Source organism: Syntrophus sp. (in: bacteria) (genome assembly GCF_040768185.1).
Taxonomy (GTDB): domain Bacteria; phylum Desulfobacterota; class Syntrophia; order Syntrophales; family Syntrophaceae; genus Syntrophus; species Syntrophus buswellii.
In genome coordinates, this window is the sequence record NZ_JAXGNC010000003.1 from 286435 (window position 1) to 300531 (window position 14097).

8 protein-coding genes and 1 pseudogene are annotated in these 14097 nt (G+C 55.6%); 4 read left to right on the forward strand and 5 right to left on the reverse strand.

Annotated elements, in window-relative coordinates:
• Window positions 1–185 precede the first annotated feature (185 nt).
• The 3 genes from AB3175_RS05580 (at window position 186) to AB3175_RS05590 (ending at window position 4345) form a co-directional block, all read left to right on the forward strand.
• A complete protein-coding gene (locus AB3175_RS05580) occupies window positions 186–1667 on the forward strand; it encodes a class I adenylate-forming enzyme family protein (RefSeq protein WP_367359957.1) in 1482 nt (493 codons plus the stop codon).
• A 59-nt stretch (window positions 1668–1726) separates the two neighbouring features.
• The gene (locus AB3175_RS05585; RefSeq protein ID WP_367359958.1) at window positions 1727–3019 is read left to right on the forward strand and encodes an acetyl-CoA C-acetyltransferase; all 1293 of its coding nucleotides are present in this window, start codon (window positions 1727–1729) and stop codon (window positions 3017–3019) included.
• A 117-nt stretch (window positions 3020–3136) separates the two neighbouring features.
• Window positions 3137–4345: a 2,3-bisphosphoglycerate-independent phosphoglycerate mutase gene (locus AB3175_RS05590; RefSeq protein WP_367359959.1), complete on the forward strand. Its 1209-nt coding sequence runs from the start codon at window positions 3137–3139 to the stop codon at window positions 4343–4345.
• Here AB3175_RS05590 and AB3175_RS05595 read toward each other — a convergent pair.
• The 5 genes from AB3175_RS05595 to acs all read right to left on the reverse strand — a co-directional run bounded on the left by AB3175_RS05595 (window position 4342) and on the right by acs (window position 12419).
• Window positions 4342–6051 carry a long-chain fatty acid--CoA ligase gene (locus AB3175_RS05595; protein WP_367359960.1) on the reverse strand — a complete coding sequence of 570 codons (1710 nt, stop codon included), beginning with the start codon at window positions 6049–6051 and terminating at the stop codon, window positions 4342–4344. The genes AB3175_RS05590 and AB3175_RS05595 overlap by 4 nt on opposite strands.
• 218 nt (window positions 6052–6269) lie before the next feature.
• Window positions 6270–8438, reverse strand: coding sequence for a heterodisulfide reductase-related iron-sulfur binding cluster (locus AB3175_RS05600; RefSeq protein WP_367359961.1), 2169 nt, complete (start codon window positions 8436–8438; stop codon window positions 6270–6272).
• 99 nt (window positions 8439–8537) lie between these two features.
• Window positions 8538–9515: an electron transfer flavoprotein subunit alpha/FixB family protein gene (locus AB3175_RS05605; protein WP_367359962.1), complete on the reverse strand. Its 978-nt coding sequence runs from the start codon at window positions 9513–9515 to the stop codon at window positions 8538–8540.
• A gap of 27 nt (window positions 9516–9542) precedes the next feature.
• Entirely contained in the window at window positions 9543–10313 is a 771-nt protein-coding gene (locus AB3175_RS05610; RefSeq protein WP_367359963.1) for an electron transfer flavoprotein subunit beta, read from the reverse strand.
• Between the two features lie 135 nt (window positions 10314–10448).
• Window positions 10449–12419 carry an acetate--CoA ligase gene (gene acs, locus AB3175_RS05615; protein ID WP_367359964.1) on the reverse strand — a complete coding sequence of 657 codons (1971 nt, stop codon included), beginning with the start codon at window positions 12417–12419 and terminating at the stop codon, window positions 10449–10451.
• Window positions 12420–13262: 843 nt separating this feature from the next.
• Here acs and AB3175_RS05620 point away from each other — a divergent pair.
• Window positions 13263–14097: pseudogene (locus AB3175_RS05620) on the forward strand (hypothetical protein); the annotation flags it as partial.

The window sequence follows — 14097 nt, forward strand, 5'->3', positions numbered from 1 at the left end:
CCGATTATACCCCGTTACACCCGATACATGAGGTCCGATGTATTATAGAAAAACCCGTCTCTTGTCAACCCAAACCAACCCATACAGTCCTCTGTTTACCGCAACGTCCTCATTTTATTTTATTGAAAAAATTACTCTTGCTGTGTTAAGAGGGGGCACGATTTTGAGGAGGCTTGGGATAAAAGATGAATCTTGGGCAGATGCTGGAAGAAACCTGTCAACGCTATCCAGAGCATGTCGCAGTCATTTCGGAAGACCGGCCGTTTCCCTATTCTGTGTTGAACGACGCGGTCAACGCCCTGGGCAACGCCCTCAGAGAGCTGGGCGCGAAAAAGGAAGACAAGATTGCCATTGTTCTGCACAACTGCCCCGAGTTTGTCATTTCCTATTTTGCCGCTCAGAAAATCGGCGCCGTGGCCGTAACGCTCAACACGGCATCAACGGCCCATGAGCTTCAGTATCTCCTGGTAAACTGCGAGGCCCGGATCCTCATCACCACGGCATCCAATGCCGCACGTTATGAATCCATCCTGGACAAAGTCCCCCTGTGCCGCCACGTCATTGTCACCGACAGGACGGAGCCGGCCGTGCCGGCCTCTCCGGATGCTTCCGACTTCTGGTCCCTCATCGGGCATTCTTCCTCTTCCCTTGAGCTCCCCGATCTAGCCGACGACGATCCCGCCGTCATGATCTATACGTCCGGTCTGACGGGAAGGCCGCTGGGCGCGGTTCTGACCCAGCGCAATCTTGTCTCGCAGTCCGCCCTGCTGGGAAATCTGTGCCATGTCAACAATGCCGACCTGGGCCTTTCGGTTATTCCTCTTTTCCATTCGTTCGGAGCTGTCGCCAACATGCTGGGCACCATCCGTGTCGGAGCCGGCCTGGTGCTGATGGATCATTTCAGTGTCGACGAAATCTTCCAGGTGGTCTGCCGGAGAAATGTTTCCTTTATCGCCGCCGTTCCCCGCCTGTTCCTGGGAATGCTCTTTTATGAAGAGGCAGACCGGTACGATATCCACTCCCTGAAATTCTGCATCACCGGCGGTGCAACCATGCCCCCGCAATACGTTCCCGAATTCAACGGAAAATTCCATACGATTCTCGTCGACGGCTACGGTCTGACGGAATCTTCACCGGTGTGCACCCTGAGCAGGCCTGACGGGCCCCAGAAGCCCGGCTCCATCGGAACAGCGATCCCCGGCGTGGAAATCCGCATCGTCAATGAAGAGGGCGCGGAATGCCCCCATGGGGAAGTGGGGGAACTGGTCCTTCGGGGGGAAAACGTCATGAAGGGCTATTACAGGGATGAAGCGGCAACCCGGGAAGTGATGAAGGATGGCTGGCTTCACAGCGGGGATCTGGCCTATCGGGACGAGGAGGGGTTCTTCTTTCTCACCGGCCGCAAGAAGCGGATGATCATCACCAGCGGCTTCAACGTCTATCCACGGGAGGTCGAAATGGTGCTGGAAAATCATCCCGCCGTGCGGGCGGCCCGGGTGATCAGCAAGCCGAACCTTCTGCGGGGGGAAATCGTCAAAGCATTCATCGTCCGGGATTCGGGCATCCCCGTCGAGAACAGACAGATTCTCCGGCACTGCCGGACGTATCTCTCCTCCTACAAGGTGCCGCGGGAGATCGAATTTGTAGACTCCATCCCGAACCTTTAAGAGTTTTTTGCATCAGCAATATTTCAGATACTAACATCCAAGAAAGGAGATTGCTAAACATGAAAGATGTTGTCATCGTAAGCGGCGCCAGAACCGCCGTGGGATCCTTCGGCGGTTCGCTCAAGGGCGTAAGGGTTACAGACCTGGGAGCGCTGGTCATCAAGGAGGCCATCAAGAGAGCGGGATTGCGTCCGGCCATCAGCGACGCCGTCAAAGCCTGCCGTTGCGACACCTTCGGAGATTTCGACATGACCGAAATCAACAAGAAGTACTATGACTACGATTCATCCCTGAACCCGGTCTATTTCGACGAGTGCATCATGGGAAACTGCCTGACGGCCGGCCTGGGGCAGAACCCCGGGCGCCAGGCCAGCATCTATGCCGGTCTGCCTGAAGAAACGAACACGATCACCGTCAACAAGGTCTGCGCCTCCGGAATGAAAGCCATTGTCCTGGCGGCCCAGGTCATCAAGGCCGGTGATGCGGACATCATCGTGGCTGGCGGAATGGAAAACATGAGCAACGTCCCCTACGCGCTGCCCGATGCCCGATGGGGATACCGGATGAGCATGCCCACAGGCTCCATTGTCGACCTCATGGTCCATGACGGCCTCTGGGAAATCTTCAACGGCTATCACATGGGGTTCACGGCGGAGAACATCGCCGCCCGCTACGGCATCAGCCGACAGGCCCAGGATGAGCTGGCCCTCATGAGCCACCAGCGCGCCCGTGCGGCCATCGCCAGTGGCGCGGTTGCCGACGAGATCATCCCCGTTCCGATGCCCACGAAGAAAGGCGCCGCCCCGCAGTTCTTCTCCGTGGACGAACGTCCCATGGATACCACCCTGGAAAAGATGGCCAAGCTGGCAACCGTCTTCAAGAAAGATGGAACCGTCACGGCGGGCAACGCCTCCGGAATCAATGACGGTGCGGCAGCCGTCGTCGTGATGAGCGCCGACAAGGCCAAGGAACTGGGTCTCAAACCGCTGGCCAAGATCAAGGGCTATGCCTCCGGCGGCGTCGATCCGGCATACATGGGTCTCGGTCCGATTCCGGCAACCCGCAAGGTCTTCAAGCAGCTCGGTCTGACCATGAAGGATATGGATATCGTGGAATTGAATGAAGCCTTCGCATCCCAGGCTCTGGGCTGCGTCCAGGAGCTGGGCGTGGATATGGACAAGTGCAACATCAACGGCAGCGGAATCTCCATCGGGCATCCCGTGGGCTGCACCGGCGCCCGGATCACCTACAGCCTGGCCATGCAGCTCCAGAAGAAGGATGCGAACCTCGGCCTGGCGACGCTCTGCATCGGCGGCGGACAGGGAATGGCCATCGTCCTTGAAAGGGCGTAGCGTGAGTTGCGGATCTTGAAATAAGAACGATTGCCCAACAGGGCAATAAAGTGTAATATCGAATGCAGGGGTGAGGAGATAAACCGCCCCTGCATTTTTAAATCCAAGGAGAACCCCATGAGCCCTCAATGGATGGATAAACTAGTCATTCCGAGCAGGACGAAAATCGTCTTTTTGATTATGGATGGTCTGGGCGGTTTACCTGCGGAGGGCAAACCGGGAACGGAACTGGAAACGGCAAACACGCCCCATCTGGATGCCCTGGCCGGAGGAGGGGTCTGCGGCCTCCTGGATCCTATCGCCCCCGGGATAACGCCGGGCAGCGGACCGGCCCACTTTGCCCTTTTCGGTTATGACCCGGTCATCAACAATGTGGGACGAGGGCTCCTCTCCGCCGCCGGCCTCGATTTTCCCATGACGGAACGGGATCTCTTCATGCGGGTCAATTTTGCCACGCTGAATTCCGACGGCCAGGTCATCGATCGCCGGGCAGGCCGCATCGATACGGAAACCAACGAACGCCTCTGCCGGAAGCTGGATGCAGGCATTCGTCCTGCTCCCGGAACGGAGGTCTTTTTTGCCACGGAGAAGGAGCACCGTGCGCTGATTGTGCTTCGCGGGGACAATCTCCGCGAGGAAATTTCGGAAACGGACCCGCAGCAAACCGGCCTTCCCCCCCTGGCCCCGGAAGCGCTGATAACGGAGGCCTCAGGTACGGCTGATCTGCTGGCGGATCTTCTGAATCAGGCGAAAATGGTCCTGGCCGATGAACCCAAGGCCAACATGATTCTCCTGAGGGGCTATTCCCGCTATCATCGATTTGACTCCATGTCGGAGCGGTTCGGCCTTTTCCCCGTGGCTATTGCAAGCTATCCCATGTACCGGGGAATTGCCCGGCTGCTCGGAATGGCCGTTTACTCGCCGACGTCCACCCTGGAGGAAGAGATCGCGGCCCTGGAAGCAGCCTGGCAGGATTACGATTTCTTCTTCGTGCACGTCAAGCCGACGGACTCCCGCGGGGAAGACGGCAATTTTGACGCCAAAGTGAAGGCCATTGAAGCGGTGGACGCCCTGATTCCCAGAATTACGGCACTATCTCCGGATGTCCTGGTCGTCACCGGTGACCACTCCACCCCTGCCGCCCTGGCCTCGCACAGCTGGCATCCTGTACCCGTTCTTCTTTCGGCCCGAACCTGCCGGCCTGACCGGGTGGAGCACTTCGGTGAAGGAGACTGCCTGTCTGGAGGGCTGGGAAGAATGCCTATGTCTTCTCTCATGACCGTTGCCCTGGCCCATGCCGGACGCCTCACAAAATTCGGGGCTTAAAAATTGCGCTTCCCGTCCTGTTTTGCCCCGGAATCCCGAAGCTCACGGCGCAGGGGTTTTCCCACAATGGATTTCGGCAGCTCCCTGCGGAACTCCACCAGGGCGGGACATTTGTAAGCGGCAAGCTGAGTGCGGCAATAATCCAGCAATTCTTCCGCGGTCGCGCTCTCCCTTTCCCCGAGCACAACGAAGACCTTGACCTTTTCCCCTTTGAGTTCATCGGGGATTCCCACCGCACAACTCTCTGAAACTTTCGGGTGGCTGTTCAGCACCTCTTCAATCTCTGCAGGGTAAATGTTGTATCCCCCGGAGATGATGAGATCCCTTTTGCGATCCACGAGGAAGACATAGCCGTCATCGTCCATGACGGCGATATCCCCGGTATAGCACCACCCGTCCCTTAACATCCCTGCCGTTTCTTCCGGCCTCCCCTTGTAACCTTTCATGATCTGAGGCCCCGCGACGATCAACTCTCCCCGCTTCCCCAGTGGTACATCCGTTCCACCCGTTTCAGAATCCACAATCCGGCAGCGGGTATCGGAAATGGGTATTCCCACACTGCCGGGTTTTCGCCTGCTCTCCCCGTCAAAGGGATTGATGAGGGTGACGGGACTGGTCTCCGTCATTCCGTAACCCTCGACAATCATCACCCCGGTTTTCTCTTCAAAATCCCGGAGGAGGCTGCCTGAAAGAGGTGCACCGCCGGAAAAAGCCCCTTTCAGGCAGCTCATGTCCGTCTTCCTCAAGTCAGGGTGCTTAAGCATTCCGGCCAACATGGCCGGAACAAGGGGGGCAAAGGACGGACGGTACGTCCGGATCGCCTCCAGCAGATGCTCTGCTTTGGGCCTTGGAACGAGAATTTGACACCAGCCCTTGTACAGAGACAGGTTCATGGCCGTAGTCATCCCGAAAGCATGGAAATACGGCAGCGCACCCATCATGATTTCTCCGCCCCTCTTGAATTGGGGAAACCAGGCGGCGCATTGCTGAACCTGCAGGCTTAGATTGGCATGAGTCAGCTCCACCCCTTTTGGGATCCCTGTTGTCCCACCAGTGTAAGCATAGACGGCCACATCCTCCAGATTCGACAATTCCCCGGTCGGAGCCGCAGCCGACCGGCGAAGGCATTTTTTCCAGTATACCAGGTCCTTCGCCCTATCGACCGGTGCGGACAGCTTTTTCCTCCTAGCAAAAATATGGAAAAGAAGTTTCTTCGGAAGGGGCAGATAGTCGCCCAGGGAAGCGATCACAATGCTCCTGATCCCGGTCCTCCTCCGCAATTGAATCCCCCTGTTTCCAAAAAGATCCAGGGTAATCAGGGCACAGGCCTCGGAATCATTCAACTGGTATTCCAGCTCACGGTCCGTGTAAAGGGGATTATTCATGACAACGATTCCGCCGATCCGGAGAACGGCATAATAGGAAACAACAAAGGGAATGCAATTGGGCAGCAGTAGTGCTACGGCCTGTCCCTTTCGCACGCCTGAATTCCTCAGAAAAAGGGAAAATCGTTCGATTTCCTTCTGCAGCTTCTCATAATTCATGACATATCCCTGGTAAAGAAGCGCACGTGAGCCCGGATTCTCGGCTGCTCGCTCCCTGAGAATATCAGGCAGGCATAATTTTTCAAAGTCGATGTGCTCCGGCACGTCACTCCTGTAAGACTTAAGCCAGGGCTTGTCAGAATATCCGATGGATTGCCTCACGTGTCCACACCTCCCTGGAAGGCTGCCCCTTCCTGGTTTCCGGAAGGGCTGTCTCTTGCCGGGATGCAGAAATCTCCCTTCCATTCTTACCGCATTGACGGTCAGCTGTCATGAAAAAAAACAGAGAAGGCCCCTGTCTTTTGTGGCAGGGGCCTTCTTCAATTCCTCATTCCTCAGCTGCGGATCAACGCGTTACTTCGTGCCGCGGCTGAGATATTTCATTTTTCTCGTTCAATTTCTGGACTGGCATGCACCTCTTTAGGCGCCTTCCTCGGACTTGCCTCCTTAGCCGGCTCGATGTCCATCGCCTTCCAGACGATCTCGGCGATATCCAGAGAAACCATGGTTTCCTCTTTCTTGCGGTCCTTGATTCCGTCGCTCATCATCGTCAGACAGAAAGGGCAGCCCACGGCTATCGTATCGGCTCCCGCCGCAATGGCCTGATCGGTTCTCATATCATTGATGCGCTCTCCGATATCCTCTTCCATCCACATCCGGGCGCCACCGGCACCGCAGCAGAAGCTTTTTGCCAGGTTCCGCTCCATTTCAGCCAATCTCATGCCAGGTACCGCCTTCAACACCTTTCTCGGTTCGTCATAAACCTTGTTGTAGCGGCCCAGGAAGCAGGAATCGTGATACACAAAGGTCCCGTTGACCGGGTTCTTCAGGGTGATTTTGCCCTTGGTAATGAGGTCGGCAAGAATCTCGGTGTGATGATAGACTTCGAAATTGCCTCCGAAGTGAGGGTAGTCCTTCTTCAGGGCGTTGTAGCCGTGCGGACAGGTGGCGATGACCTTCTTCACACCGTAGCCGTTCATGGCGTCGATGTTCATCTGCGCCAGGGTCTGATAGAGGTATTCGTTTCCGCCCCTCATGGCCGAGTCGCCGCAGCAGCTTTCTTCCGTTCCCAGGATGCCGAATTTCACTCCGGCTGCCTGCAGGATCTTGGCAAATGCGATGGTGACCTTCTTGCCGCGGTCGTCAAACGAACCGGCACATCCCACGTAAAAGAGATATTCCACGTCGGGGTCTTCCGCCAGTGTCTTTACGCCGAGATCCTTCGCCCAGTCGCCGCGGAGGTGGGATCCCACGCCCCAGGGATTGGAATTGTTTTCCATATTCCTGTAAGTCAGCTGGAGCTCACCGGCAAAATCAGCCTCGGTGAGAACCTTGTATTGCCTCATATTGACGATCTTTGGCACGTGCTCGATCGAGGCGGGACAATTTTCCATACAGTACATGCAGTTGGTGCAGGCCCAGAGCTCATGCATGTCAATGACTTCACCCACCATGGCCTTTTCCGCCTCGGGAATCTGGACTTCACCGCCAACTCCGGCAGCTTTCTGAGCCGCTACAAACTGAGGGGCCCTTTCTTCCCAATAGGTCTTCAAATCCTGGATCAGTTTTTTCGGTGACAGGGGCTTCCCGGAAAGATAAGCGGGGCATCCGTCCTGGCAACGGCCGCAGCGTGTGCAGGAATCGAGGTCAAAATTCTGTTTCCAGGTAAACTCTTCCAGTTGGCCGACACCGAACGTCTCCGCATTTTCAAAATCGCGGATGGGTTCAATCGTACCGGTGGGCTTCATATCCGTAAAGAAGTGATTTGCGGATGTCGTGAAGATATGGAGCAAGCGGGAGAAGGGAATGTAAGCAATAAAGCCCAGGGCGATAAACGTATGAAGCCACCAGAAGAACTTATGGGCCGCTTTCGCTGTATCGGTTTCCATGCCGGTGAAGAAGTGCGAAAGGAAATATCCCACGAAGGACCAGTATTCCCATGGTGTCTCTTCGAGCGTGACGGAGATTCTCAATCCTTCAATGACAAATCCCGTAACAATGATCGCTCCAATGAGCAGCAGAACGATCGCATCATCGGGGCGATTATCCGGAACGCCCTTGTAACCAAGCCGGTCGGGTTTTGCCAAATACCGCCTATGCACTGCCATGATAACGCCGACAAGAACAGCCAGGCCGAAGACCTCGTAAAGGAATGAAGCTGTCAGATAAACCTTTCCTCTCAGAAAGGCCACGCCGAGTGGCTCGGTAATGTGAAACTCCGTCGCATCGAAGGCCGCCCCGAAGATAAGCACAAAAAATCCAAAGAAAATCAATCCATGCATGATGCCGGGATAGGCGTCGGCTGAAGTTTTTACCTGCAACAGCGCGTTTTTCAGCAGCAGTTTAATCCTTTCGCCCATGTTGTCCATTCGCATCTCGGGCTTTCCCATCGCCTTCCACATCTGGTAGCGGCGATAAAGTCCGTAGCCGAATATACCCAGGGCTACCGCCGTAAAAAGAAAAAGGAAGGGCTCAAAATGTATATCATTCCAGTTTGCATTCCAGAAGATCTCCCTTCCTTCACTTCCAATACCTATAGGCTGTACCATAAACTCCTCCCCATGTTCCATAGCGGCCAGCCTTCAGAATTCAGCCGCCTCCTCGCGAGAAAAGGCGGCTGAATAATAAACGCTGGCCACTATCTTATGCTATCCCAGAAGTTTCTTGCACTCTTTTGCCAATTCCGGGACGATTTTATAGAGGTCATCAACAAGCCCGTAGTCCGCTTTTGAGAAAATCGGAGCCTCGGGGTCTTTGTTGACGGCCACGATATACTTCGACGAGCTCATTCCGGCCAGATGCTGAATGGCGCCGGAAATGCCGCAGGCCACATAGAGGTTCGGGGAAACGACCTTACCGGTCTGCCCTACCTGGTCCGTCTGCGGACGCCAGCCTGAATCGACGGCTGCGCGGGATGCGCCGACGGTGGCACCCAGGATGTTCGCAAGTTCTTCGAGAATGGCATATCCTTCCGGACCGCCCATTCCTCGACCGCCGGAAACGATGATGTTGGCTTCCGTCAGGTCGATCTTGCCGCTGGTGTCCTTCTGAACTTCAACAACCTTCGTCTTCAGCTGGGCGGGATCCACTCCGGCATCAACCTTCGTGACGGCGCCGGCCTTGGCGTTCTCCACAGCGGGAAACACGTTGGGACGAATAGATGCCATCTGCGGGAAGCTGGCGGTGACTACCTCACCGAAGCATTTGCCCGCATACATCGGGCGAACGGCAACCATCTTACCGTCGGCAATTCTCAATTCCGTGCAGTCCGTGGCCAACCCGGTGGCCAGCTTGCCTGCTACACGCGCTGACAGATCCTTGCCCTGCGCCGTGGCACCGAAGAGCAGAATCGCCGGATCGTTTTCCTTGACGATTTTGGCTACCGCTGCTGCATACGCATCGGTCGTATAGGGTTCCATGGCGGCATCGTCCACCACAAATACCTTGTCAACACCGTATTTCCCCAGTTCGCCTGCTATTCCTTCAACACCTGAACCCAGCAGAATGGCGCCAGCTTCGTCACCCAGTTCATCTGCCAGCTTCCGGGCCGTGCTCGCAAGTTCATAAGAAATCTTGCGGAATGCACCGTCCCTCTGCTCTGCTACTATAAATACACCTTTTGCCATGTTGATTTTCCTCCGCTAATTCAATAATTAGATGACCTTCGCCTCTTCTCTCAGCAGTTTGGCCAGTTCTGCAGCCTTTGCCGCCGGTTCGTCACCGCTGATGATCTTTCCAGGAGGTCTGGCCGGAGGCGGCACCATTTTAACGACCTTGGCCTTCGATTCCAGGGCCACACCCAGATCGGCCACTTTCTTCACATCGACAGGCTTCTTCTTGGCTTTCATGATGCCGGGCAGCGAAGCATAACGGGGTTCGTTCAAACCCTTCTGCGCCGTAACCACGGCCGGCAGGGCGGCTTCGATGACAAAGGAGGCGCCTTCCACCGGACGTACGACCTTAACGGTCTTCCCGTCGGATTCCGCCTTGGTGACAACCGTCAGCTGGGGAAGATCCAGAAGTTCCGCCAGAATGGCCGCTACCTGGCCGGAGTCATCATCAATGGCTCTCTGACCGCAGAAAATGATGTCATAGGGAATCCCTTTGATTGCCGCAGCCAGGACGGAGGCGGTTGCATAGGCGTCCGCTCCCTCGTAGGCCGGGTCATCAATGTGAATGCCTTTGTCCGCGCCCATGGCCAGGGCGGTGCGGATGGACTCCATCGCTCTTCCCGGACCGAAGCAGACGATGGTGACATCCCCGCCGAACTTCTCCTTATACTTTAACGCTTCTTCAACACCGAATTCATCATAGGGGTTCATGACCCACTTGATGCCGGATTCATCAATGCCGGAACCGTCCGGCTTTACCTTGATCTGTGCTTCCGTATCCGGAACCTGCTTTACACATGCAACAATATTCACATGTCCTCCTTCCGGGATGCTCCTCATGACGGATTGTTTCTCCGACATGGGCATCCAACCTCGAAATTTTTTCTGTTATAGCGTCCGGCACTGAATCCTTTATGATCAGGAAACAGCGCCGGTCGTTACCTCAAATTACAGTCTGTTCTTTACCAGATCATCCACAACGGCGGGATCGGCCAGCGTGCTGGTGTCTCCCAGGTCGTTGAGCTCATTGGCGGCAACCTTCTTCAGGATGCGCCGCATGATCTTGCCGCTTCTCGTCTTGGGCAGACCATCCGCCCACTGGATCTTCTCGGGGGTGGCGATGGGACCGATGATGGTCCGGACGTAAGCGGTCAGTTCTTTCTTCAGGTCATCGGACGGCTCGAAGCCGCTCTTCAGGGTGACATAGGCATAAATGGACTGCCCTTTGACCTCATGGGGATAACCGACCACTGCGGATTCGGCAATCTTCTCATGGGCATTGAGGGTCGCCTCGATCTCGGCGGTCCCCATACGGTGGCCGGAGACGTTGATGACATCGTCGATACGACCGGTGATCCGGTAATAGCCATCCTTGTCGCGCAGGGCGCCGTCACCGGAGAAGTAATAACCCGGATAGGGTTCGAAATAGGTTTCCTGATAACGATTATGGTCGCCGTAGATCGTCCGGGTGATGCCTGGCCAGGCGGTCTCGAAGCAGAGGGCGCCGCTGGCTTCCATGGCGGTCTTCAGTTCGCCGGTCTGATCGTCAACCAGAGCGGGAACAACGCCCATGATGGGCAGGGCCGGTTTTGCCGGTTTGATATCAATGGCGCCGGGCAGAGGCAGGATCATGTGTCCGCCCGTTTCGGTCTGCCACCAGGTATCGACGATCGGGCACTTGCTGCCGCCGATCTTCTCGTAGAACCACTGCCATGCTTCGGGGTTCAGGGGCTCACCCACGGAGGAGAGAACTCTCAACGAGGACAGATCGATGCCCTTGAGCCACTCGTCGCCTTCCTTGGCGATGGCGCGGATGGCCGTCGGCGCCGTATAGAAGGATGTGACCTTGTACTTCTCGCAGACCTGCCAGAATCGGCTGTAGGTCGGGTAATTGGGAACGCCTTCGAACATGATCGAGGTCGCCCCAAGGGTAAGGGGTCCATAGACGACATAGCTGTGGCCAGTGACCCAGCCGATGTCGGCGGTGCACCAGTGAACGTCTTCATCATGGAGATCGAAGGCGAACTTGGAGGTGTAAGCGGCATAGAGCAGATAGCCGGCCGTGGTGTGGAGGGCGCCCTTGGGCTGTCCCGTGGAACCGGAGGTGTAGAGGACGAAGAGGGTGTCCTCCGCATCCATCTGCTCGCATTCGCAGTTGGCGTCCACCGTGGCCATTTCATCATGCCACCAGAGGTCTCTTCCCGGAGCCATTTCGCACGCAATCTTGTCGCCCACGCGCTGAACAACGATCACCTTTTCGACGGTGGGGCATTCCTTCAGGGCCACATCGGCGTCCTTCTTCTGGGGAACGGCCTTGGCGCCGCGGAAGGTACCGTCGCAGACCACCAGGAGTTTCGCCTGGGAATCCTGAATACGGACGGCCAGTGCGTCGGAGCTGAAACCACCGAACACGATGGCATGGATGGCGCCGATGCGGGTACAGGCCAGCATGGCGATGGCGGCTTCAACCACCATGGGGGTGTAGATGCAGACGCGGTCGCCTCTCTTGATGCCGTGCTTCTTCAAGACATTGGCGAACTTGCAGACTTCCGCATGGAGTTCCTTATAGGTATAGGCCTTCTGCTCGCCGGGTTCATTGCCTTCCCACTGGATGGCTACTTTGTCGCCCTTCGTCGCCAGATGGCGGTCGAGGCAGTTATAGGACACGTTCAACTTCGCGCCTTCAAAGAACTTCACATAGATGGGGCCCTTGCGAATGTCAAAGTTGTAATCCATGACCTTGTCCCACTTCTTGTAGAAGGTCAGGATTTCATCAGCCTGCTTCGCCCACCATGCTGCCGGATCGGCAATGGATTCCGCATACAGCTTGTCATACTCTGCCCGGCCCTTCACCCAGGCTTTTGCCAATATTCTCTCAGGCACCGGATAGAACTCTTTCAATATCGACTCTTCTCCCATTTTTACCTCCCTTTAAGGTTTTGATAGTTTGAACACTGGTGCTTCTTGGACATTTCTAAACTGGGATGTACCCATACATCTCTTAAAGCAGTCTTGAACCCTGCGCAAACCCACCCCGTGACTCTTCATTTGCCGGATCATAAAGAAAGCATGGGCGATGGATATAACACACGAGGGGCAAATCTCTAATGAACAAAATAAAAACGTTTATTAAATAAGGATTTTTTACCCCGGCGAGAATGCACGCGAGGGAAATAATGGCTACAAACCACGGTGTTACGCGCCTTGCACTATATCAATGCGCCTTTGATGTCAAGTAATATTTTCGGCCCCGTACAGTGGTAAAGATTCACTCCCTTCCCGCAAAGTGTGTCTTTTTTGCCACGTTTGGCTTTTGGCATCTCCATAAACCGCTTTGGGCAACCACCACCTGCCCTTCAGGGTTGAAACGCCGTACAGGATGCTTTGAGATGGAACGAAGGGGTTTATTTTCTTCCTTTATTTAACCGGTTGCATACCGCCTGAAGCCGGGGGCGGGCAGGCTCTTCTGAGATAATCTCCCGGGAACTTCTCTGCTGGTATGCAATCTGCAGGAGTTTTTCACCATCAGGAATGAGTTCAGGCCTTTTGCGGTTTTACCTTCATTCTTGACAGGGCTTTGCCTTCGGTGTTAGTTAGACGCGAAATGTCATTTGCAAGCGCATCATCAAATAAATTCGCGAAAGGGGGTTGGTGCCGGGAATAAGGAATTGAAGAGAGATCAGATTCAGAGGAACTGGAGATGGTTTTTCAATGCCCGTTGAAAAATCAGGACAATAACGAATTTTTCTTTAGGAGGATACAATGAAGAAATTTTGGGTAGCTTTGATTGCCGTGGCCGTGGTCGCAGGCTTCGCCCTGAGCGCATCGGCGGCGGATGTCAAATTCAGCGGCTCCTACTACGCCACAGGCCTCTACGCGGACAACTGGGGCCTCAAGGATGATGCATCCGCAGGCGGCGTGTACGCTCAGAGGCTGAGAGTTGCAACGGCCTTCAAGATCGCCGAAGGGCTGACCTTGAACACCCGCTTTGACGCCCTCGAGGGACGTTGGGGCCAGTACGGTTACATGGGAACGGCTGTGGATCGCCAGGGCCACGACGTGGGTGGCAGAGATGCCGATGACAACAACATCGCCTTTGACCGCGCCTGGGTCAGCTTTGCCGTCCCCTTCGGTCAGTTTGATGTGGGTCGTCAGGCCCAGAACGAATGGGGAACCCGTTTCGCAAGCGACAGCTTCGATGCGGAAGCCATCCGCTTCTCCACCAAGAACGGCCCCTGGGAAGTCGGTGCTTTCTACGAGAAGCAGATTGAAGCCTACGGCGCTGAGGACTACGATAACGTGGTCAGCGACGGCGGCGTCAATGACGGCGATCGCGACAACTACGGCGTTTATGGCAAGTACAAGTGGGACGGCGGCCTGGCCGGTCTCCAGATTCAATTCATGAACGACGCAACAGAAAACTTCGCAAATCTCAACGGCAATGGCGATTACAAGGCCAAAGTCTGGACGTTTTCACCCTACATGCAGGCCACCTTCGGTCCTGTCTTTGTGGAAGCGGAAATCAACTATGCTTACGGTGAGGCTGAATCCGAGCTGAACTGGGATGACATGGACATCCGCGCATGGAACGCCTTCA